General features: G+C 71.8%; 18 protein-coding genes and 1 pseudogene. 10 read left to right on the plus strand and 9 right to left on the minus strand.

Features of this window, described 5'->3' with window-relative positions; translation table 11 throughout:
• The first annotated feature begins 2 nt into the window (after positions 1–2).
• The 3 genes from ACWCXX_RS23465 (at position 3) to ACWCXX_RS23475 (ending at position 1,526) form a co-directional block, all read left to right on the plus strand.
• Entirely contained in the window at positions 3–188 is a 186-nt protein-coding gene (locus ACWCXX_RS23465; RefSeq protein WP_451130230.1) for a DUF397 domain-containing protein, read from the plus strand.
• Between the two features lie 57 nt (positions 189–245).
• Positions 246–761, plus strand: a complete 516-nt coding sequence (locus tag ACWCXX_RS23470; protein ID WP_451130232.1) for a hypothetical protein — start codon at positions 246–248, stop codon at positions 759–761.
• Between the two features lie 375 nt (positions 762–1,136).
• Complete coding sequence (locus ACWCXX_RS23475) at positions 1,137–1,526, plus strand: VOC family protein (RefSeq protein ID WP_385606676.1); 390 nt, start codon at positions 1,137–1,139, stop codon at positions 1,524–1,526.
• A gap of 16 nt (positions 1,527–1,542) precedes the next feature.
• Here ACWCXX_RS23475 and ACWCXX_RS23480 read toward each other — a convergent pair whose 3' ends face one another.
• Both ACWCXX_RS23480 and ACWCXX_RS23485 read right to left on the minus strand, forming a co-directional pair.
• Positions 1,543–2,241, minus strand: coding sequence for an alpha/beta hydrolase (locus tag ACWCXX_RS23480; RefSeq protein ID WP_451130235.1), 699 nt, complete (start codon positions 2,239–2,241; stop codon positions 1,543–1,545).
• Between the two features lie 138 nt (positions 2,242–2,379).
• Complete coding sequence (locus ACWCXX_RS23485) at positions 2,380–3,279, minus strand: D-alanyl-D-alanine carboxypeptidase family protein (protein WP_451130237.1); 900 nt, start codon at positions 3,277–3,279, stop codon at positions 2,380–2,382.
• Positions 3,280–3,520: 241 nt separating this feature from the next.
• On the opposite strand from ACWCXX_RS23485, the gene ACWCXX_RS23490 reads away from it, so the two are divergent.
• Together ACWCXX_RS23490 and ACWCXX_RS23495 are read left to right on the plus strand one after the other, a co-directional pair.
• A complete protein-coding gene (locus tag ACWCXX_RS23490; protein ID WP_451130239.1) occupies positions 3,521–4,240 on the plus strand; it encodes a GntR family transcriptional regulator in 720 nt (239 codons plus the stop codon).
• Positions 4,237–5,547: an MFS transporter gene (locus ACWCXX_RS23495; protein ID WP_451130241.1), complete on the plus strand. Its 1,311-nt coding sequence runs from the start codon at positions 4,237–4,239 to the stop codon at positions 5,545–5,547. The genes ACWCXX_RS23490 and ACWCXX_RS23495 overlap by 4 nt, the downstream gene beginning before the upstream one ends.
• A 149-nt stretch (positions 5,548–5,696) precedes the next feature.
• On the opposite strand, the gene ACWCXX_RS23500 is transcribed toward ACWCXX_RS23495, so the two are convergent.
• A complete protein-coding gene (locus ACWCXX_RS23500; protein WP_451130243.1) occupies positions 5,697–6,521 on the minus strand; it encodes a maleylpyruvate isomerase family mycothiol-dependent enzyme in 825 nt (274 codons plus the stop codon).
• A 172-nt stretch (positions 6,522–6,693) separates the two neighbouring features.
• Between ACWCXX_RS23500 and ACWCXX_RS23505 the strand changes: the two genes are divergently transcribed.
• Complete coding sequence (locus tag ACWCXX_RS23505) at positions 6,694–7,494, plus strand: carbon-nitrogen family hydrolase (RefSeq protein ID WP_451130245.1); 801 nt, start codon at positions 6,694–6,696, stop codon at positions 7,492–7,494.
• A 144-nt stretch (positions 7,495–7,638) separates the two neighbouring features.
• Here the strand turns inward: ACWCXX_RS23505 and ACWCXX_RS23510 are convergent, their stop codons facing one another.
• Complete coding sequence (locus ACWCXX_RS23510; protein ID WP_451130247.1) at positions 7,639–8,130, minus strand: LURP-one-related/scramblase family protein; 492 nt, start codon at positions 8,128–8,130, stop codon at positions 7,639–7,641.
• Between the two features lie 82 nt (positions 8,131–8,212).
• On the opposite strand from ACWCXX_RS23510, the gene ACWCXX_RS23515 reads away from it, so the two are divergent.
• A complete protein-coding gene (locus tag ACWCXX_RS23515; RefSeq protein ID WP_451130249.1) occupies positions 8,213–10,039 on the plus strand; it encodes an NHL domain-containing thioredoxin family protein in 1,827 nt (608 codons plus the stop codon).
• A gap of 112 nt (positions 10,040–10,151) precedes the next feature.
• Here the strand turns inward: ACWCXX_RS23515 and ACWCXX_RS23520 are convergent.
• The 5 genes and pseudogenes from ACWCXX_RS23520 to ACWCXX_RS23540 form a co-directional block, all read right to left on the minus strand.
• Positions 10,152–10,538 (minus strand): annotated as a pseudogene (locus tag ACWCXX_RS23520) (DUF4232 domain-containing protein); the annotation flags it as partial.
• Between the two features lie 211 nt (positions 10,539–10,749).
• The gene (locus tag ACWCXX_RS23525; RefSeq protein ID WP_451130251.1) at positions 10,750–13,794 is read right to left on the minus strand and encodes a BTAD domain-containing putative transcriptional regulator; all 3,045 of its coding nucleotides are present in this window, start codon (positions 13,792–13,794) and stop codon (positions 10,750–10,752) included.
• 493 nt (positions 13,795–14,287) lie between these two features.
• Positions 14,288–15,586 carry a M18 family aminopeptidase gene (locus tag ACWCXX_RS23530; protein ID WP_451130253.1) on the minus strand — a complete coding sequence of 433 codons (1,299 nt, stop codon included), beginning with the start codon at positions 15,584–15,586 and terminating at the stop codon, positions 14,288–14,290.
• Positions 15,587–15,620: 34 nt separating this feature from the next.
• The gene (locus ACWCXX_RS23535) at positions 15,621–16,253 is read right to left on the minus strand and encodes a Uma2 family endonuclease (protein ID WP_451130255.1); all 633 of its coding nucleotides are present in this window, start codon (positions 16,251–16,253) and stop codon (positions 15,621–15,623) included.
• A gap of 132 nt (positions 16,254–16,385) precedes the next feature.
• Positions 16,386–18,212 carry an acyl-CoA dehydrogenase gene (locus tag ACWCXX_RS23540; protein WP_451130257.1) on the minus strand — a complete coding sequence of 609 codons (1,827 nt, stop codon included), beginning with the start codon at positions 18,210–18,212 and terminating at the stop codon, positions 16,386–16,388.
• Positions 18,213–18,384: 172 nt separating this feature from the next.
• Between ACWCXX_RS23540 and ACWCXX_RS23545 the strand changes: the two genes are divergently transcribed.
• From ACWCXX_RS23545 to ACWCXX_RS23555, 3 genes are all read left to right on the plus strand, one after another.
• Entirely contained in the window at positions 18,385–18,825 is a 441-nt protein-coding gene (locus ACWCXX_RS23545) for an SseB family protein (protein ID WP_451130259.1), read from the plus strand.
• Positions 18,826–18,996: 171 nt separating this feature from the next.
• Positions 18,997–19,953: a pirin family protein gene (locus ACWCXX_RS23550; protein WP_451130261.1), complete on the plus strand. Its 957-nt coding sequence runs from the start codon at positions 18,997–18,999 to the stop codon at positions 19,951–19,953.
• Between the two features lie 197 nt (positions 19,954–20,150).
• Positions 20,151–21,275, plus strand: coding sequence for an AI-2E family transporter (locus tag ACWCXX_RS23555; protein WP_451130263.1), 1,125 nt, complete (start codon positions 20,151–20,153; stop codon positions 21,273–21,275).
• Positions 21,276–21,288: the final 13 nt, after the last annotated feature.

Here is a 21,288-nt window from a genome sequence, read left to right on the forward strand (position 1 = left end):
TCGTGCCGCACTTCAAGTTCGTCAAGTCCAGCTACAGCAGTGGCAATGGCGAGTGCGTCGAAGTGGCCCGCAACGTCCCCTGTACTGTCGCCGTCCGCGACTCCAAGAACCCCGCCGGCCCCGTCATCGTCCTCGGCCCTGCCGCCTGGGACGCCTTCCGGGCCGGGCTGGGGCGATCGTCGGACTGAGTGGACAGCCGGGGCCAGGAGGCCGGAGCAGCGATTCGGGCGGTCTTCGACCGGTGCATGGCCGAGGGGTTGGCGCCGGATTCGGTGGAGGGCGCCACGGACGAGCAGGTGGAGGCGTACGCCGTCGCGCAGGGCGTCACGGCGGTGCCCGCCGCTGTCCGTGAGGTGCTGCGTCTGATCGGTGTGCGCCACGGGCTGTGGCAGGTCGGCAGCGCGCTCGGGGCGGACGTGGTCGGCGGGGACGCGAAGCGGTACGCGCAGGCCGCCCTGGTGCCCGGGGACGGTGCGGTTCTCCGGGACCCGGCCGGGCTGCTGGTGCTGGTCGCGCACCAGGCATACGCGTTCCATGTCGTCGACGGGGCCGATCTCGGCATGCCGGACCCGCCCGTGTGGCTGGTCACGGAGGGCGAACCGGCCCACCCGGCCTGGCGCTCGGTGACCCACTGGTTCGACAGCATCAGCCCGGACGCCAGCGCGTACCGCACCCGCCTGGAGGTACTGGCGGAGACGGGTGGCTGGATGCCGCCCTGGACGCGGTATCTGCGCCCGGTCGCCCCGGGGCGGGCGAGCTGACCGGCGGCGCCGCGTACTTCCTTGACCTCAAGCGGAGTCGGGGTCCTGGCGTGCCGTGCCCGTAGTCAACGGCTGAAGAAGTCCGCCGTGTACGGCGCGGACGCACGGAACCTCATCGGGGCCGTACGAAGGACGCTCCCGCATCCGTCCCGCTGACGGCGCGACCACTGCGCGGTCGGTGGGGTTCCGGGGCCGCGTCCTGGCCCCGCCGGTCTCGTTCCTCCTGGTGGGAGGCGCCATGGCCCGCCGGCCCCGACCTGGTGGCGGCACGAGGGCCGGTGATTCCTCGGGCGCCCCGGGAGGGGGTGCGCATCGGGCAATTCGTCGGCTTCTGCCGGAAATTGGGGCGCTGAGGTGCGCTGTTAGGGTGACCGGATGTCATCGGTCAAGAAGTTCCAGGTCACCTTCGACTGCGCGAATACCGAACGTGTCGCCCGCTTCTGGTGCGAGGTGCTGGGGTACTCCCTGACGCTGCCTCCCGAGGGGGAGGGCACGTGGGCCGTGTGCTCCGACCCCACGGGGGAAGGTCCGCGGATGTACTTCCAGCAGGTGCCCGAGGGCAAGGTCGCCAAGAACCGGGTCCACCTCGACGTGCGGGCCGGCACCGGGCTCGTGGGTGCGGAGCGGCTGGCCGTGCTGGAGGCCGAGCGCGACCGGCTGGTGGCGCTCGGCGCGGTGTGCACGAAGGTGCTGTATGCCGACGAGGAGAACGAGTCGTGCATCAACATGCAGGACGTCGAGGGCAACGAGTTCTGTCTCGACTGAGCGTTCTCCGGGCCGTTCAGGCCCCGCCCCCGGTGAGTTCGAGGATGTGCCGGGCCGTGCCGGCGGGGTCGACGAGCTGGTGCAGGTGCTCGCCGGGCAGGTGCGCGACGCGCCAGCCGCGGTCGCGCGCCTCGGCGGCCGTCTCGTCGTACGGCGGCCCGAACAGCAGGTAGGAGCAGGGGTGGTCGTCCCAGCCCGCCGGGACGGGGACGTGCTGCTCGTAGTAGGGGAGCGGCAGCCTCGGCTGCTCGGCGACGACCCGCTGCCGCACCTCGGGGTCGGAGAACATCGGCGCGACGTCGGCCTCGTCCCACCAGTCGGTCCAGCGCGGCAGCACGCCGTCGACCGCCAGGGGACGGAGGAACTCCAGCAGCTCGGGCGGGGCGACTGGGGTCGGTCCGGTACGGGCCGGCAGGGCCGCGTCGACGAAGACCGAGGCGGTCACCGGGTGGTCGAGCCCCGCGCGGACGGTCGGGAGGAACAGTCCCGCGTTGCTGTGCGCGACCAGCACGAGGGGGTCTTCCGCCGGGATGCCGTCGAGGCCGTCCCGGACGGCCTCGACGGCCCGGGGCCAGTACGGCGGCTCGCCGGCTCCCACGCGCAGCAGGGACGGCACCCGCACCCGGTGCCCTGCGGCGGTCAGCCGTGCGGCCACCGGGGCCCAGGTGGAGGGGCCCACCGACGGACTGTGGACGAGGACGAAGGTCGGTCGCATACGGGCATCGTGCCGTCGGTCCGCCGCCGGGCGCGACCGGATCGGCCGAGGGCGAACGCCGCGCGGGCGGGGACAGCCGGGCACGGAAGAGGGGCCCCGCGTGGTGCGGGGCCCCTCTTCCGTGACGACTGGACCGGGCTACTTCTTGAAGGAGTAGTCCATGATCTTCTTCATGTCCGCGGTGCGGTTGGTCGCGCTGGTGGAGGCGAGCACCGTGCCGACGATCGTCTTGCTGCCGCGGGTGGCGGCGAAGACCAGGCAGTACTTGGCCGTCGGGCCGGAGCCGGTCTTGATGCCGATCGCGCCGCTGTAGCTGCTGAGCATGGTGTTGGTGTTGGTCCACGACATGTAGCGGTAGCCGCCGGACTTCGTGGTGACCTTCTGCTTGGTCGACTTGGTCTTGACGACCGCGCGGAAGGTGGAGCTCTTCATCGCGCTGCTGGCGAGCTTCGTCAGGTCGCGCGGCGTCGAGTAGTTCGAGCCGTTCCCTATGCCGTCGAACGAGTCGAAGTGGGTGTTCTTCAGGCCGAGGTCCTTGGCCTGGGCGTTCATCTTGCCGATGAACGACTTCACGCGGGCCGCGCGGGTGGTGCCGGAGCCGAACTTGTCGGCCAGCGCGTAGGCGGCGTCGCAGCCGGACGGCAGCATCAGGCCGTACAACAGCTGGCGGACGGTGACCTTGTCACCCACGATGAGGCGGGCCGACGAGGCGCCCTTGGAGACGATGTAGTCGCTGTACGCCTTCTGGATCGTGACCTTGGAATCCAGGTTCAGGTTCTTCTGCGACAGCACCACCTTGGCCGTCATGATCTTGGTGGTGGAGCCGGTGGAACGGCGGGTGTCCGCGGCCTTGGAGAACAGGGACTTCGCGGTGCCGTTGTTCATCGTGTAACCGCCCGCGGCGGTGATCTTCGGGGTGGGCGGCGTGGCAGCCTGTGCCGTGGAGGCGAAGACGCCGCTCGCGACGACGGCACCCGCCGTCAGGGCCACGGTGGCGGAGGCGGTGATGCGGTTTATGCCCTTGATGCCGATTTTCAACTGAAAGCTCCAAATGCCCCTTGAATGCGGCCACATGAAGGTGCCGCTCGGTGGTGAGACTCATGAGACCGGGGGATGGATGTGCTGATTCCTGGGGCAATTTCGGGCTACGGATGATTCCGGTCGGGGTCGCGCGGAGTCGTGCGGGGCGGCGCGGCCGGAATGCTCCGCACGGCGCCCCGGTCCGTCCGCATCCTGGGCGGCTTCCCTCATGCACGCATGTTGTATCTATGCTGTGTGCATGCCTGCCGCCTCCTCGACCGTGAAGCCCCCTGTGAAGCCCCCTGTGAAGACTGCCGTGAAGGCTGTCGCGAAGTCCGCCGTGAAGCAGCCGCCTGCTGCCGAGCGTGTCTACGCCCACATCAAGGAGGCGGTCCTGGACCGCCGTTACGAGGGCGGCACGCTCCTCACCGAGGGCGATCTCGCCGAGGCCGTCGGGGTCTCCCGGACGCCGGTGCGCGAGGCGCTGCTGCGGCTGGAGGTCGAGGGGCTGATCAAGCTGTACCCGAAGAAGGGCGCCCTCGTGCTCGCCGTCTCCGCCCAGGAGATCGCGGACGTGGTGGAGACCCGGCTGCTCGTCGAGGAGTTCGCGGCCCGCAGGGCCGTGCCCGCCTCCGCGCAGCTGATCGCCCGGCTGGAGGAGCTCCTGGAGGAGCAGCGTCGGCTGGCCGAGGCCGGGGACCTGGCCGCGGTGGCCGTGAAGGACCGCTGCTTCCACGCCGAGATCGTGCGCAACGCGGGCAACGAGATCCTCTCGCGCCTCTACGACCAGCTGCGCGACCGGCAGTTGCGGATGGGCGTCGCCGTGATGGAGGCGCACCCCGGCCGGATCGCCGCCAACATCACCGAGCACGGTGAGCTGCTGGAGGCGATCAGGACCGGTGACGCGGAGGGTGCCGCGCAGGTCGTGCGCCGCCACGTCGGCCGGGTCAAGGTGCTGGTCAGGGGTGAGGACCGGTGAGTTCCGCCGCCGCTCCCACCCTGTCCCTGCCCGGCGATCCACCCGGCGGCCGACGTGCCGTGTGGGTCTGGGGCATCGGCGTCGCCGTCTATTTCGTCGCCATCATCTTCCGCACCAGCCTGGGCGTCGCCGGGCTCGACGCCGCCGACCGGTTCCACGTCAACGCCTCCGCGCTCGCCACCTTCTCCATCCTCCAACTGCTCGTCTACGCGGGCATGCAGATACCCGTCGGCCTGATGGTCGACCGCCTCGGCACCAAGAAGGTCCTCGCCCTGGGGGCCGTGCTGTTCACCCTCGGGCAGCTCGGCTTCGCGCTGTCCCCCTCGTACGGCACGGCGCTGGCGTCCCGCGCCCTGCTCGGCTGCGGCGACGCGATGACGTTCATCAGCGTGCTGCGGCTCGGGGCGCGCTGGTTCCCGGCCCGGCGCGGCCCGCTGATCGGGCAGGTCGCGGCCATCTTCGGGATGGCGGGCAACCTCGTCTCGACGCTCCTGATCGCGCGCGCCCTGCACGGGGTCGGCTGGACCACCACCTTCGTCGGCAGTTCGCTGGCCGGCGTCGTCGTGCTCGTCCTCCTGCTGCTGTTCCTGAAGGACCACCCCGAGGGCCACGAGCCGCCCCCCGTCGAGCGGGCGGGCGCCGCCTATGTGCGCGGGCAGATCGCGGACGCCTGGCGGGAGCCCGGTACCCGGCTCGGCATGTGGGTGCACTTCACCACGCAGTTCCCGGCCATGGTGTTCCTGCTGCTGTGGGGGCTGCCGTTCCTGGTCGAGGCGCAGGGGCTGAGCCGGCCCGTCGCCGGTGAGCTGCTCACCCTGGTGGTGCTCTCCAACATGGCGTTCGGGCTGGTCTACGGGCAGATCGTCGCCCGGCACCACGCCGCCCGCGCCCCGCTGGCGCTGGGAACGGTCGCGGTCACGGCGCTGCTCTGGGCCTCGGCCGTCTTCTTCCCGGCCGACCACGCGCCGATGTGGCTGCTGGTCGTCCTGTGCGTGGTGCTCGGCGCGTGCGGCCCGGCCTCGATGATCGGCTTCGACTTCGCACGGCCCGCCAACCCTCCGGAGCGGCAGGGTACCGCCTCGGGCATCGTCAACATGGGCGGCTTCATCGCCTCGATGACCACGCTCTTCGCCGTCGGCGTCCTGCTGGACGCGACCGGCGGCGACTACCGGATCGCGTTCTCCTCGGTCTTCGTGCTGGAGGCGGTCGGCGTCGCGCAGATCCTGCGGCTGTACTCCAGGGCCACGCACCGGGAGCGGGAGCACCACGTCGTCAGCCGCGTGGAGGCCGTGCACGTACCGGTGTGACCGCCCGGGTGCGGTGCGACGCCCCGCCCCGGACCCGGATCGCACCGGAGACCCGGTCCGCCGCCGGACCCGGTCCGGGGCGCCCGTCCTCGCGCGACGGGCGCCGCCGGTCACCGTTCACCGCACTGCTCACCGCACCGGGAAGTGCCTCACGGTGTGACGGCGAAGTTCCGCAGGATCGCCTCCGCCAGGTCCTGGTCGCCCTCGACCTTGATCCGGTCGGCCACCGCGCCCGCCCGCACCCGCCCGCAGGCGAGACGGAAATACGTCTCCCAGTCCATCGCCAGCGTCACCGCGGGGCCGAGCGAGGGCGAACCGTCCACCGAACCGCGGCCCTCCGCGTCGACCCTGACGGTGCGCAGGAACTCCAGCGGCCCGTTCACATCGAGCACGATCGCCGAACGGGCAGGTGCCCCCGCGTCCTTGGCGACCACCTTCGGCAGCGCTTCGAGCAGGGTGTCCCGGACGACGGTGGCGCCGGGGGAGTCCAGATTGCCGGGCCGGCCCAGCGTCGTCCGCAGGTCCTGCTCGTGCACCCAGACGTCGAAGGCCCGCATCCGCAGCGCCAGTTCGAGGGTCTGCTCGGCCCCCAGCGGCGCCCGGACCATGGTCTCGGGGGCCCGCGTCTCGTTGCGCAGCTGACGTGCGCGGCGAATGATCGTGTACTCCAGCTCGGAGGTCATCTCCGGTGCGGTGTGGTGACGCCGGACATCGACCTGCATCTCCATGTAGCGGGCGAAGTCGCTCTGCACGTGGTAGAGATCGCGCGGCAGGGAGTGGATCGGGCGCGGGTCGCCGAGCTGCTCGCACTCCATGCCGATGATGTGCGAGACGACATCACGCACCGACCAGGCGGGGCACGGTGTACGGCGGTTCCACTCCCCCTCGGCGAGCGGCTTCACCAGCTCGGCTATCGACTCGATGGAGTGGGTCCAGGCATCGGCGTAGGTCTGGAGGCTGGGATGGACGGTCACGGGACCCCTCGTGCGGTTCTGCGGTGCATGGGCTGGAGTGCTGGGCGCGGGCGGCGGCGGACTGCGTGGGAGGCTCGGTCGCTAAGTTACGCTGCGAGCAGGCACCCCGGCAGTGCTTTCGTGTGACGATCGTAGGCCGTGTTGACGGCTTGAACGCCAGGACGGTGGTAGTGTGCGCGCCTCCCTCATCCAGATCGCAGTAGACCCGGACGAATCCGTCGACTCCCGCAGACGGCGCGCGGCTTCGCTGGTCGCGGCCCGGCGCGGCGCGGACCTGGTGGTTCTTCCCGAACTCTGGCCGGTCGGCGCCTTCGCGTACACCGAGTTCGAGAAGGAGGCCGAACCGCTCCGGGGGCCCACCCACGACATCATGGCGAAGGCCGCGGCCGACGCCGGGGTCTGGCTGCACGCGGGCTCCTTCGTCGAGCGGGCCGCCGACGGCACCCTCTACAACACCTCGCTCGTCTTCACCCCCGAAGGAGAACGGGCAGCCGCGTACCGCAAGGTGCACCGCTTCGGCTTCGACCAGGGCGAGGCGGTCATGATGGGCGCCGGAGAGGAGCTGGTCACGGTCGCCCTGCCGCAGACCACGCTCGGTCTCGCCACCTGTTACGACCTGCGCTTCCCCGAGATGTTCCGCGGCCTGGTGGACGCGGGTGCCCAGACACTGGTCGTCGCGGCGGGCTGGCCCGAGCGCCGCCGCGCCCACTGGTCGCTGCTGGCCAGGGCCCGTGCCGTCGAGAACCAGTCGTACGTCCTGGCCGTCGCCACCGCGGGCACCCACGCCGGAATCCAGCAGTCCGGGCACAGCGTCGTCGTCGACCCGTGGGGCGAGGTGCTCGCGGAGGCGGGGGCGGACGAGGAGGTGCTCGACGTGGAGTTCGACCCAGCGATGGTGGCGGAGACCCGTGAGCAGTTCCCGGCACTCAAGGACCGCCGCCTGGGACTGGCCCCACCCACCCCCGGCGCGTAGCGGGGCGGTTCCACGCCGAGGGGTTCCACGCCGGGCGGTCCCGCATCGGGTGGTTCCACGTGAAACCGGCCGGACCGGGCGCCGTACGGAACCGGCCGGCCGGGGCGGATCGGCATGGTCCGGCCCCTGGGAGGTCGGCCGGATTCAGCCGTCGCGTTCCTTGTCCGCGAGCACGATGACGCAGACCGCCACGGCGATGAGGAGCGCCGCGTCCGCGTCCTCGCGCACCACGTCGATCCCGTAGGTGTCCCGGACGGTCAGCCACCGCCGGGAGATCTGGGCCAGCAGCTCCCCCTCGTACTCGACGGCGAACTCGCGGTCCAGGATTCTGCCACTGACGTCCAGTCCGGTGCCGTCCACCAGCGTGACCCGGTAGTGGTTGCGCAGCAGCGACAGCCGCTTGCGCCTGACCTCGGCGAGCTGCTCGCCGTCGCGCTCGATGATCATCGTGTCGCGCAGACTGAGCAGCTTCTGCCGGATCTGTACCAGGACGCGGCCCGAGGCGTCCTTCAGCTCGAAGGTGTCCCGCACCCGCATGGCCTTGCCGTCGACGAGGAAGACCCTGCGGCCGTCCGCGTCCTCGATCCAGTAGTCGTCACCGATGGCGAAGAGCCGTTCACGTACCAGGAATCTCATGGGCCACAGATTCCCCCAGGAGTGCCCGGAACGCCCGGACCCTCCGGAATGTGCGCGGGCCGCGGTGATGTTGACTGTTCACATGGCAACACGTGCGCGCGTCAGGGCCCCCGAGCTGATCGGCAAGGGCGGCTGGCTCAATACAGGCGACCGGCAGTACACCCTCGCCGACCTGCGGGGTCGCATTGTGATCCTGGATTTCTGGACCTTCTGCTGCGTGAACTGTCTGCACGTTCTCGACGAGCTGCGCGAGCTGGAGGAGAAGCACCGCGACACCGTCGTGATCATCGGGGTGCACTCGCCGAAGTTCGTCCACGAGGCCGAGCACCGGGCCGTCGTGGACGCCGTCGAGCGGTACGGGGTGCACCACCCGGTCCTCGACGACCCGGAACTGGCCACCTGGAAGCAGTACGCCGTACGGGCCTGGCCGACGCTCGTCGTCATCGACCCCGAGGGCTATGTCGTCGCCCAGCACGCGGGCGAGGGCCATGCGCACGCCATCGAGAAGCTGATCGAGGAGCTGGAGGCCGAGCACGGGGCGAAGGGCACGCTGCACCGCGGCGACGGCCCCTACGTCGCGCCCGAGCCGGTGGCCACGCATCTGCGCTTCCCCGGCAAGGCGTTGCTCCTGCCCGACGGCGGCTTCCTCGTCTCCGACACCACCCGCCACCGCCTGGTCGAGACCGAACGGGACGGCGAAACCGTCCGCCGCCACATCGGAACGGGGGACAGGGGATTCACCGACGGCGGGCCCGACGGGGCCAGGTTCTCCGAGCCGCAGGGGCTCGCCGCGCTGCCCGACGGCCGGATCGCGGTCGCCGACACGGTCAACCACGCCCTGCGCGCCCTCGACCCCGCCACCGGTGCGACCACGACCCTCGCCGGCACCGGCCGCCAGTGGTGGCAGGGTTCGCCGACGTCCGGCCCGGCCCGGGAGGTCGACCTCTCCTCCCCCTGGGACGTCGCCTGGTTCGCGGACCGGCTGTGGATCGCCATGGCGGGTGTGCACCAGCTGTGGACGTACGACCCCGGCACGGAGACGGTGCGGGCCGAGGCGGGTACGACCAACGAGGGGCTGGTCGACGGACCGGCCGCCGAGGCGTGGTTCGCCCAGCCGTCCGGGCTCGCCGTGTCCGCCGACGGGACGCGGCTCTGGGTCGCCGACTCGGAGACGTCCGCCCTCCGGTACGTCGAGCGCGACGGCACCGGCTTCGCCGTCCGCACGGCGGTCGGCACCGGGCTCTTCGACTTCGGGCACCGCGACGGCGCCGCCGGACAGGCCCTGCTCCAGCACCCGTTGGGGGTGACCGCGCTGCCCGACGGGTCCGTGGCGGTCTGCGACACGTACAACCACGCGCTGCGGCGCTACGACCCCGTGAACGACGAGGTCACCACGCTGGCCACGGATCTGCGCGAACCCAGCGACGCCGTACTGGCCGACGGCGATCTCGTCGTCGTCGAGTCCGCCCGGCACCGGCTGACCCGGCTGCGTCTGCCCGAGGAGGCCGTACGCGTCGCCGAGCAGGCGCACCGCACCCGGCGCGCGGCCACCGAGATCGCCCCGGGCACGCTCCGGCTCGACGTGGTCTTCCAGGCCCCCGCCGGGCAGAAGCTGGATACCCGGTACGGGCCCTCGACCCGGCTGCTGGTCTCGGCGACCCCGCCCGAGCTGCTGGCCGGGGGCGCGGGGGCCGGTACCGACCTGTTCCGCGACCTGGTCCTCGCCGAGGGCGTCACCGAGGGCGTGCTGCACGTGTCGGCGATGGCGGCGTCCTGCGACGACGACCCGGCCAACGAGTACCCGGCCTGTCACGTCCACCAACAGGACTGGGGCGTCCCCGTCCGCGTGAGTGCGGAGGGAACGCCCCGGCTGCCGCTGGTGCTGGCGGGAATGGACGACCGGTCCTAGGGTCTCTCACTCGGGCCCTGTCGGTTCGGATCCCGACGGTCCCGACCGGCAGTTCGGGGTCTGCCGGTCGGGACCTCTTCCGTCGGGACCTGCTGGGTCGGGACCCGACAGCTCAGAATTCGTCGGCGCCGTTGCGCAGTTCCTGCGTCCAGTAGCCGGTGGCCCACTTCGCCGGGTCGACGCTGATGCCGCCGCCGGGCGCCTTCACGATGGCCATGCCGTTGCCGTTCGGCAGCGTGACGGAGAAGTCCTGCACCGTCTCGGTGTTCTCCTTCCGGCCGCCCTCGGACAGCCGCACCGCCGCGTAGGCGGAGCCACCCGGCTCCACGACGACCTGGGTGAGCGGCTTGCTCTCGGCGACGGACGGGACGGTGCCGCGCGCGTTCTCCAGGAACCGGATCTCGGGGAAGCCCGTCATCAGGCAGCGGCTGCCGGAGGTGTTCTTCGCGGTCAGGGCGAGGTGGGTGTAGGGCGGGCCGTCCATGGTCTCGGCGGTGAGGCCGGCGGTGCGGTTACGGAAAGAACGCATGGGTTTTCCCCGGATCAAAGACGGAGTGGCGGACGCCTGGTCATTGGTGAACCGCCCCTGACCTGCTGACATCAATAATTCTGGGCGGCGCCGCTCACGTTCTGCTGTTGTGCTGCTGACGTCCCGCTGACGTTCTGGGCCGGGTCGTCCCGTGGTGCCGTTCGCGCGGGGGTGCGGCCGGTCACCCGTCGTCGGTGAGCCGACGGACGGCCTCCTCGTACCGCTTGCGGTAATCCGGCAGGGCCGTCACCCGCAGCAGTGCTTCGAGGGCCCGGACCGCGCCCTCGTCGTAACCGGTGCGCTCCGCCTCCCCGGCCGCCCGGTCCAGCAGCCGGATGCCTTCCTCCTCCTCGCCGAGCGCCAGCCGGGCCTCGCCGCTGGTGGTCAGCAGCAGCACCCGGCGGGCGATCTCCTCGTGCTCGGGCCCGAGGCCGAGCGCGGTCCGGGCGGATTCGAGGGCGTCCAGCGGCAGGTTCGCCGTGAGCTGCATCCGGGCCAGGTGCTGGAGGGCGAGCATCTCGGTGTGCGCGTCCTTCTCCGCACGGGCCAGCGCGACGGCCTGCCCGCAGTTCTCCAGCGCCGTGTCCAGCTCCCCCTGCTCGGCCTGGACGACGGCCAGGTTGATCAGCGCGGTCGCCTCGCCGAGGCGGTCGCCGGACTGCCGGGCGAGGCCGGGCGAGCGCTCCAGCAGGGCGATCGCCTCGGCGGTCCTGCCCTCCTCGGTCAGCACCCAGCCCAGCAGGTTGAGCACCCGCGACTCGGCGTACATGTCGTCGTGGGCGCGGGCGGAGTCCAGCGCCAGCTCCAGCAGCGGGGACCAGTTGTCCCGCACCCGCCAGACCACCTGCGGCCACTGGAGCAGGATGATCCGCCACGCCCGGTCGTGGAATCCGGCGTTCCGTGCGGCGACGGCGGCCAGTGCCAGATCGTCGCGCTCGGCGGCCAGCCAGCGCATCGCCGTCTCCCGGTCGGCGAAGTCCCGGACGGCGGCGGGGCGCCGGTAGTCGTCCGGCAGGACGAAACAGGGCTCGCCGCCGGGTTCGGCGGTGTCGGCGGCGGCGAGCGCGGTGGCGATGTAGTGGTCGAGGACGCCGATGAGCGCCTCGGGCCCGTTCGCGGTGTCCAGGCCGCGGGCGTAGAGGCGTACCAGGTCGTGCAGCCCCCAGCGCCCGGGGGACGGCTCGGTGACGAGATGGGCCGCGGAGAGCCGCTCCAGTGCCGCCGCGGCGACGACCGGGTCGGTGCCGGCGAGCGCGGCGGCCGTGTACGGGTCGAAGTGGCTGCCCGGGTGGTGGCCGAGCCGGGCGAGCTGGTGGACGGCGTCCTGCGGCAGCTGCTGCACGGTCAGCCGCAGCGCGGCCGAGACACCGGTGTCGTCCACGTCGAGGTACGTCAGCCGACTGCGTTCGTCGGCCAGTTCGTCGGCGAGGCCGGCCAGGGTGCGGGTCGGGCGCCCCGCCAGCCGGGCCGCGGTGACCCGCAGCGCGAGCGGCAGCCCGCCGCAGAGTTCGGCGAGCCGGCGGGCCGCGACCGGTTCGGCCAGGACCCGGTCCTCGCCGAGCACCCCGGCGAGCAGGGCCGTGCCGTCCGGCGGTTCGAGGACGTCCAGCGGTACGGGGCGGGCGGCGTCCGAGGCGATGAGGCCCTCCAGCCGGTGCCGGCTGGTGACCAGGGTGACGCAGTCGCTGCCGCCCGGCAGCAGCGGCCGGACGGCGGCGGAGTCGCGGGCGTTGTCGAGGACGACGAGCAGTCGGCGCCCGTCGGTCAGCGATCGGAAGAGCGCCGCGGCGGCGGCGACGGACTCCGGGACGCGGCGCGGTGCGACACCGAGCGCCAGCAGGAATTCGCGCAGCACCTCGATGGCCGCGGGCTCGCCGGTGTCGCTGAACCCGCGCAGATCGGCGAAGAGCCGCCCGTCCGGGAAGGTGGCGGAGTTGCGGTGCGCCCACTGCACGGCCATCGCGGTCTTCCCCACCCCGGCCGGTCCGGTGACCAGGCAGACGGGCGCCTCGCCCGCCGCGGCCCGGGTGAGCGCGGCCAGTTCGGCGGTCCGGCCCTGGAAGCCGCGGGGTGCGCGGGGCAGCAGGTCGGCGGGGTGCGGGGCGCCGACGAGGTGCGGCAGCGGGAGGGACCGGGGCCGGGGCGCCGCGGGCGCGAGGGCGACGGCCGTGTCACTGCCCGTGCCGTCGGCCGCACCGGCGCCCGCGTGGCCGCCCGCCGTACCGCCGTCCGCCCCACCGGCCTGCTCGGCCGGTCCGCCCGGTGCAGCCGGTCCGGTCTGTCCGGAGGGCGCACCGGTGTCGGTGGGCGTCGGCTCCGGCCCGGACCCGGTGTCCGGGCCGGTCCACGGGGCCGCCGCCGGACGCGCCGCAGGCCCGGACCCGGCGGCACAGCTCCTGGTGCCGCCGGGGCGGTCACCCGTCCGGGCCGGGCCGGACGCCTCCGGGCCCCGGTCGTCGGGCGCGTTCCGGGCGGCGTCCGGCCCCGGGCCGCCGCGCAGGATCAGCGCGTACGCGTCGGCGAGTTCGTGCCCCGGGTCGATGCCCAGTTCGTCGGCGAGCAGCCGCCGCGTGCGGTGGAACCAGTCCAGCGCCTCGGACTGGCGCCCCGCCCGGTACAGCGCCGTCATCAGACCCGCCGCCAGCGACTCCCGCATCGGGTGCGTGACCGTCTCCGCCCGCAGCACCGCCGCCGCCCGGTTGTGCTCCCCCAGCGCCGAGTAGGCCCGCGCCAACTGCTCGACCGTGGCCAGCCGCGACTCCTCCAGCGAGTGCGCGGCGGCCTGGAGCGGCGGCCCGGCGAACGCGCCGCTGAGCGCGGGCCCCTGCCACAGGGACAGGGCCTCCTTGAACATCAGCACGGCGTCGGCGGGGTTGCGCTGCCCCCGGGCCAGCGTCAGCAGCTCCTCGAACCGCTGCGAGTCCAGCAGGGTCTCCGGCAACCGCAGCACGTACGCGTCGCCGAGGGTGACCAGCTCCACCCCGTACGCCTCCGCGTCCGCGCCCACCAGGAGGGCGCGCAGCCGGGAGACGTGTCCCTGGATGACGCTGCGGGCGTGCAACGGCGGCTCGTCGTCCCAGAGGGAGTCCGTCAGCCTGGCCATGGAGACGGGGGTGTTGGCGGACAGCAGCAGCGCGGCGAGCAGGCTGCGGCGCTTGGCGGGGCCGAGCGGCAGGGGTCCGGTGAACGTGTCGACGGAGACGGTGCCGAGCAGCCGGAACTCCACGGGCGGCTTTCCTTCCGGGCCTGGTGCGCCCATGGCCGGGCAGCAGGAAAGCCCCAGGATATCGGGGGCCCCTGGGCGGCGACGACGGGTCGCGCCCGCTCGGTGCGGCGCGACCGGAACGTCGTCTCCGACCGGGCTCGGCGCCCCCCCCGTACGCAGGTCGGACGCCCTTCGGACACCCGGGAGAGCGCCGCCGGAGCCCCGCCGCCCGGCCCCGCGCACGACGCGCACCGGCCCGGGTGTGAGGAGAAACTCAGTACCTCGGGCGCGCGGCGGGACCAGGCCCCGCGGAGCGGGGAGGACTCGGGCCCGTCAGAGGCCCCGACAGGCTCTCGGCCCGTTCGGGGGCTCCCCGCGACAGGGCCCTCAGCCCCCGTCGGCCGCCCAGCCGCCCAGAGACCCCCGAAGGCCCTCAGCCCGTCAGACGCCCAGACACCTGCCGACGGTCCTCAGCCCGTCAGATGACCAGATGCCCGGACGCCCCCGACGGTCCTCAGCCCGTCAGGAACGCCGTCATCGCGTTGGCCAGCAGGTACGGGTCGTCCGAGCCGCACAGTTCACGGGCGCTGTGCATCGACAGGATCGCGACGCCGATGTCCACCGTCTGGATGCCGTGCCGGGCGGCGGTGATCGGGCCGATCGTGGTGCCGCACGGCATCGAGTTGTTGGAGACGAACGTCTGCCACGGCACGTCCGCCTTCCGGCACGCCTCCGCGAACACGGCCCGGCCGCTGCCGTCGGTCGCGTACCGCATGTTGACGTTGACCTTGAGGATCGGGCCGCCGTTGACCACCGGGTGGTGGGTCGGGTCGTGGCGCTCGGCGTAGTTGGGGTGGATCGCGTGACCGGTGTCGGAGGAGAGGCAGACGGTCCCGGCGAAGGCCCGTGCCCGGTCCTCGTACGTGCCGCCGCGCGCGAAGACGGAGCGCTCCAGGACCGTGCCGAGCAGCGGCCCGTCGGCGCCGGTGTCGGACTGCGAGCCGTTCTCCTCGTGGTCGAAGGCGGCCAGGACCGGGATGTACGGGAGCTCGGCGTCCGGCTGTCCGGCGACGGCGGCGAGCGCGGCGGTCGCCGCGTGCACCGAGAGCAGGTTGTCCATCCGGGGCCCGGCCAGCAGCTCGCGGTCCCGGCCCAGGTAGGCGGGGGGTTCGACGGCGTGCGGCATCAGGTCCCAGCCGGTCACGTCCTCGGCGGCGACGCCCGCCTCCTCGGCGACGAACCGGATCAGGTCGCCCTCCTCGACCTCGCCCAGGCCCCAGATCGGCTGCATGTGCTTCTGCCGGTCCAGCTTCAGCCCGTCGGGGTTGGCCGACCGGTCCAGGTGCACGGCCAGCTGAGGCACGCGCAGCAGCGGCCGGTCGATGTTCACCAGGCGGTGCGTGCCGTCCCGCAGCGAGAGCCGGCCGGCGAGGCCGAGGTCCCGGTCGAGCCAGGTGTTGAGCAGCGTCCCGCCGTAGATCTCCACGGCGATCTGCCGCCAGCCGTACGCCCCGGTGTCGGGCAGCGGCTTGACCCGCAGGTTCGGCGAGTCGGTGTGCGCACCGACGATCCGGAACGGGGTGTGCGCCCCGGCGCCCTCCGGCACGTACCAGGCCACGATCGCGCCGCCGCGCAGGACGTACTTCCCCCCGGTACTGCCGTCCCAGGCGGCGGTCTCCTCGACCTGCCGGAATCCGGCCTTCTCCAGCCGTTCGGCCGCGGTGGCCACGGCGTGGTACGGGGAGGGGGAGGCCATCAGGAAGGCCTGCAGGTCGTCGGTGTGGCCGCGGTCGAAGCGGGGGGAGGAACTCATGTTCCTCACTGTAACGAGGCCGGACCGGCGCGCTTCACGTCGTCCCGGGGCGGGGCCGGGGCCACAGCCGGTCGATGGCGGTCAGGTCGATGTCGATGTCGTACGGGACGGAGAGCTTCAGCCGGTCGTGGTGGACGCCGGTGGAGACGTACTTCTTGGTCACCGCGTCGCACTCGTACGTCCACACCGCGGGCCGGCCGTGCTCGCCGCTCATCTCGACCCGCCAGAAGTGCGGGATGCCCGCCGCCGCGTACTTGTGGGGTTTGGTGTCGCGGTCCTCGGAGTCGGGGGAGACCACCTCGACGGCGAGCAGGACGTCGGCGGCCTCGTAGCGGGTCTGGCGCTGGTCCCCGTCGGCTTCGGCCGTCACCACGACGAGGTCGGGCTCCGGCGCGTTGCGCCTGCCGAGCACCACGGCCATCTCACGACGGACGCGCAGCTCCTCAGGGACATGACTGCGCAGCCCCTGTTCCAGCAGATACATCGCCAGCGTGTGGAACTTCCGCTGCGGACTCACGAAAACCAGACTCCCGTCGATCAGCTCTGCGTGCGGCGGGAGGTCGAGCGTGAAGAAATCGTCCACGGTGTAGCCGTCCGGCGGTGGGACCGGCCACTTGGAATCGTCGCGCCGCAGCTGCGACGCTTCGGGCAGTACCTCGGAGGTCATGGTTCCTCCCATGGACGGGATCCTGAGCCCTGCAGCCAACATACCCAGCTGATACGACAGCACCGCCACCCGAAAGCGTGTCCGGGTGGCGGTGCGTGTTGACGATCTTGAACGGTGCGGGTCGAGCGAGTCCTAGAACGCGGCCTCGTCCAGCTCCATCAGCGAGTTGTCGACGGCCTCGGCGAGCGCGCGCTCGGCCGAGACGCCCGGCAGGACGTTCGCGGCGAAGAACTTCGCGGCGGCGATCTTGCCCTGGTAGAAGGCGACGTCCTTGCCGGACGCGGTCGGCAGCTTCTCGGCCGCGACGGCGGCGCCCTTGAGCAGGAGGTAGCCGACGACGACATCGCCGGAGGCCATCAGCAGGCGGGTGGTGTTGAGGCCCACCTTGTAGATGTTCTTGACGTCCTCGCCGGTCGCGGTGAGGTCGGTGATCATCGTGCCGACGATCGCCTCCAGGTCGACGGCCGCCTTGGCGAGCGAGTCCAGCGCGCCGGCCAGCTCCTCGTTGCCCTGGGCGTCGGCGAGGAACTTCTTGATCTCCTCGGAGAGGGCGTTCAGCGAGGCACCCTGGTCGCGGACGATCTTCCGGAAGAAGAAGTCCTGGCCCTGGATCGCCGTCGTGCCCTCGTACAGCGTGTCGATCTTGGCGTCACGGATGTACTGCTCGATCGGGTACTCCTGGAGGTACCCGGAGCCGCCGAAGGTCTGGAGCGACTGCGCCAGCTGCTCGTACGACTTCTCGGAGCCGTAGCCCTTCACGATCGGGAGCAGCAGGTCGTTGAGGCCGTGCAGCGCCTTCGCGTCCTCGCCCGCGGCCTCCTTCTCCTGGATCGCGTCCTGGACGGTGGCGGTGTACAGCACGAGGGAGCGCATGCCCTCCGCGTACGCCTTCTGCGTCATGAGGGAGCGGCGCACGTCGGGGTGGTGCGTGATGGTGACCTTGGGGGCGGTCTTGTCCATGAACTGCGACAGGTCCGTGCCCTGGACGCGCTCCTTGGCGTACTCCAGCGCGTTCAGGTAGCCGGTCGACAGGGTCGCGATCGCCTTCGTGCCGACCATCATGCGGGCGAACTCGATGATGCGGAACATCTGGCGGATGCCGTCGTGCTTGTCGCCGATCAGCCAGCCCTTGGCGGGGTGCTTGTCGCCGAAGGTCATCTCGCAGGTGTTGGACGCCTTGAGGCCCATCTTGTGCTCGACGTTGGTCGCGTACACGCCGTTGCGCTCGCCCAGCTCGCCGGTGGTCCAGTCGAACTCGAACTTCGGGACCAGGAAGAGCGAGAGGCCCTTCGTGCCGGGGCCGGCGCCCTCGGGGCGGGCCAGCACGTAGTGGAGGATGTTCTCGGACATGTCGTGCTCGCCCGAGGTGATGAAGCGCTTCACGCCCTCGATGTGCCAGGAGCCGTCCTCCTGCTGGACGGCCTTCGTGCGGCCCGCGCCGACGTCGGAACCGGCGTCCGGCTCGGTCAGCACCATCGTCGAGCCCCACTGCTTCTCGACGGCGATCTCGGCGACCTTCTTCTGCGCCTCGTTGCCCTCCTCGAAGAGGATGCCGGCGAACGCCGGGCCGGAGCAGTACATCCAGATGGCCGGGTTCGCACCGAGCAGCAGCTCCGCGTAGCCCCAGATCAGGGAGCGCGGCGAGGTGGTGCCGCCGATCTCCTCGGGCAGGCCCAGCCGCCAGTACTCGGAGTCCATGAACGCCTTGTACGACTTCTTGAAGGTCTCCGGGACCGGAGCGGTGTTGGTCTCCGGGTCGAAGACCGGCGGGTTGCGGTCGGCGTCGGCGAAGGAGTCGGCCAGCTCGTTCTCCGCGAGGCGGGTGACCTCGTCGAGGATGCTCTTCGCCGTCTCGACGTCCATCTCGGCGAACGGGCCGGTGCCGTACGTCTTGTCGCGACCGAGGACCTCGAAGAGGTTGAACTCGATGTCGCGGAGATTCGACTTGTAGTGCCCCATGGAAGGCTCCGTAATCAATAGCGGTGGCGCGCGGCGCCCCGGGAACGGGGGTGCGGGCCGGACGGGCGACGAGCAGGCGTGCGCATATCAGCTGACCTCTGAGATGATGCTACCCGTCAGTAATAAGACGCAACCCCTCAAGGTCCCGATGTGTCCCATTACTCTTTGCGGCATGTACGGCTACGACCAGAACCCGGGCACGCAGCAGCAGATGGGTGGCGGCTACGGCGAGCAGCCGCTGTATCCGGAGCCCTCGCCGCCGTCCCTGGGGGACGCGGTGCGTGCCTTCACGACCGGCTCGCTGTCCGCCGAGGACTTCCAGCAGATCTTCGCGACGTCGAAGGTCTACTGCCCGCGCGGTGACAACCCGGGGTTCCTGGCGCTGCACAACACCCAGCAGCCGGTGATCCCGATGTTCACCACGCTCAAGGAGCTGCGGCGGTACGCGGGCAAGGAGTCCAAGTACTTCGTGATCACCGGCGCCGAGGTGATCGACCTGCTGCCGACCGGCTACGGCTTCGTCCTCGACATGGAGGGCGAGCACCGCATGGTCTTCGACGCGAAGGCCGTGGAGCAGATGGTCGACTTCGCGATGCGCCGCATGTACGGCTGACGCGCCGCGCGTGCGCACGACCGAACCGTTGGAGAAGGGCCCGCACCTCTTGGTGCGGGCCCTTCTCGTCGTGTGCGGGAGCGGCGGGGCTCGTGTGCGGGAATGGCGGGGCCTTGCGGGATGTTCACCATTCAACTAAATTGGGGGAAGACCAAGCCGGAGGTGGCTCTCATGCCCGCAGTGACTGTCGAAAACCCGCTGACCCTGCCCAAGGTCGCCGCGTCCGGTGACGCCGTGGCCCGTCCCGTGCTCACCGTCACCACGGCGCCGAGCGGATTCGAGGGCGAGGGCTTCCCGGTTCGCCGTGCGTTCGCCGGGATCAACTACAAGCACCTCGACCCGTTCATCATGATGGACCAGATGGGCGAGGTGGAGTACGCGGCCGGCGAGCCGAAGGGAACTCCCTGGCACCCGCACCGCGGCTTCGAGACCGTCACGTACCTGATCGACGGGACCTTCGTCCACCAGGACTCCAACGGCGGCGGCGGCACCATCCGCAACGGCGACACCCAGTGGATGACCGCGGGTTCCGGCCTCCTGCACATCGAGGCCCCGCCGGAGTCCCTCGTGATGTCGGGCGGCCTCTTCCACGGCCTCCAGCTCTGGGTGAACCTGCCCAAGGCCGACAAGATGATGGCCCCCCGCTACCAGGACATCCGCGGCGGCCAGGTCCAGCTCCTCGCCTCCCCGGACGGCGGCGCGCTGCTCCGCGTCATCGCCGGTGAGCTCGACGGGCACGAGGGCCCCGGCATCACCCACACCCCGATCACGATGATCCACGCCACCGTGCGCCCCGGCGCCGAGGTGACTCTGCCGTGGCGCGAGGACTTCAACGGACTCGCGTACGTGATGGCCGGCCGCGGTACCGTCGGCGCGGAGCGCCGCCCCGTGCACATGGGACAGACGGCGGTCTTCGGCGCCGGTTCCTCGCTGACCGTCCGCGCGGACGAGAAGCAGGACGGCAACACCCCCGACCTGGAGGTCGTGCTGCTCGGCGGCCGCCCGATCCGCGAGCCGATGGCGCACTACGGGCCGTTCGTGATGAACAGCCAGGCCGAACTGAAGCAGGCGTTCGAGGACTTCCAGGCCGGCCGCCTCGGCACGGTGCCCGCCGTCCACGGCATGTGACGCTCGCGTCGGCGGCCCTTCGGCAGCGGTCCTCGTCGGTGGTCCGCTTCGGCGGTCCGTGACGAGTGGCGGGACCGGCCCACGGCCCGCGGTGCCGGGCGCCCCGACGGGGGCGCCCGGCACCGGTGTGTGACGGCCCGTCACCCGTACGGCTCCGCAGGCGGGACACGGCCCCCGTGCCGTGGTCGGGTGGGAGGGTGCAGACCGACAAGCCCCTTCTGCCCGACGCGGCGCGGCGCACGGCCGCCTGGTGCGCCGTCGTCCTGCTCGTCACCGGGGTCGCCGCAGTCGTCATCTGGCTGTGCATCGTCCTCAAGACGGCGGTCACCCCGGTACTGCTCGCCCTGCTCGGCACGGCGCTGCTCGGCCCGGTCCACCGCCGGCTGACCGCCGCCGGTCTGAAGCGTTCGCTGTCGGCGGGGCTCACCTGCGTCCTGCTCGTCGCGGTGGTCGGCGGTGCCGGGTACATCGTCGTCACCGCGCTCGTCGACACCGGCGACCAGATCCTCCGGTCGCTGAAGGACGCAGGCCAGTGGGTCATCGACCACTTCGGCATCGGCAAGAACACCAATGCGGGCGACCTCCTGGCCAATGCCCAGAAGATCGTCGAGAGGTTCGGCGCGAGCGCGGCCGGCGGAATCCTCTCCGGGCTCAGCCTGGTCGGCTCGCTCGTGGCCACCGGTGTTCTCGCCCTCCTGCTGACCTTCTTCTTCCTGCGCGACTCCGACCGGGCGGCGGGCCTCGCCCACGCGATCGCGCCGCGCGGCACGGGGGAGCTGATCGAGGCCATGGGGCGGCGGGCCTTCGAGGCCGTCGAGGGCTTCATGCGCGGCACCACGTTCATCGCGCTGATCGACGCCGTGTGCATCACCGTCGGTCTGCTGGTCCTGCGGGTGCCCGGCGCGGTGGGGCTGGGGGCGTTGGTCTTCGTCGGCGCCTACATCCCCTATCTCGGGGCCTTCATCTCCGGCGCCGTCGCGGTCCTGGTCGCGCTCGCCGACCGGGGGTTCGTGATCGCGCTCTGGGCGCTGGGGGTGGTGCTCGCCGTGCAGGTGCTGGAGGGGCACGTGCTGCAGCCGGTGATCCAGAGCCGTACGGTCCAGATGCACCCCGCCATGGTCATGATCGCGATCACCGCGGGGGCCAGCGTGGCCGGGCTGCTGGGCATGCTGCTCGCGGTCCCGCTCTGCGCGGCGGCCTTCGGCATCCTCGGCGAGCTGCGCGGCGACCGCTCGGGGTCGCCGTCGCCGGGCAACGAGCCCCCGGGCGCATCCGGGGGCGGGGCCTCTGGAGATGGGCCCTCCGGCCCGTCCGCGGGGTGAGGGCGGGGACACT

Source organism: Streptomyces sp. NPDC001732, from assembly GCF_053596315.1.

Excerpts from the sequence above, each read along its gene's own strand:
- ACWCXX_RS23545 (WP_451130259.1), top strand. The coding sequence starts at position 18,385 with ATGTACGGCTACGACCAGAACCCGGGCACGCAGCAGCAGATGGGTGGC.
- ACWCXX_RS23540 (WP_451130257.1), bottom strand. The coding sequence starts at position 18,212 with ATGGGGCACTACAAGTCGAATCTCCGCGACATCGAGTTCAACCTCTTC.
- ACWCXX_RS23475 (WP_385606676.1), top strand. The coding sequence starts at position 1,137 with ATGTCATCGGTCAAGAAGTTCCAGGTCACCTTCGACTGCGCGAATACC.
- ACWCXX_RS23490 (WP_451130239.1), top strand. The coding sequence starts at position 3,521 with ATGCCTGCCGCCTCCTCGACCGTGAAGCCCCCTGTGAAGCCCCCTGTG.
- ACWCXX_RS23470 (WP_451130232.1), top strand. The coding sequence starts at position 246 with ATGGCCGAGGGGTTGGCGCCGGATTCGGTGGAGGGCGCCACGGACGAG.
- ACWCXX_RS23535 (WP_451130255.1), bottom strand. The coding sequence starts at position 16,253 with ATGACCTCCGAGGTACTGCCCGAAGCGTCGCAGCTGCGGCGCGACGAT.
- ACWCXX_RS23530 (WP_451130253.1), bottom strand. The coding sequence starts at position 15,586 with ATGAGTTCCTCCCCCCGCTTCGACCGCGGCCACACCGACGACCTGCAG.
- ACWCXX_RS23480 (WP_451130235.1), bottom strand. The coding sequence starts at position 2,241 with ATGCGACCGACCTTCGTCCTCGTCCACAGTCCGTCGGTGGGCCCCTCC.
- ACWCXX_RS23515 (WP_451130249.1), top strand. The coding sequence starts at position 8,213 with ATGGCAACACGTGCGCGCGTCAGGGCCCCCGAGCTGATCGGCAAGGGC.
- ACWCXX_RS23550 (WP_451130261.1), top strand. The coding sequence starts at position 18,997 with ATGCCCGCAGTGACTGTCGAAAACCCGCTGACCCTGCCCAAGGTCGCC.
- ACWCXX_RS23510 (WP_451130247.1), bottom strand. The coding sequence starts at position 8,130 with ATGAGATTCCTGGTACGTGAACGGCTCTTCGCCATCGGTGACGACTAC.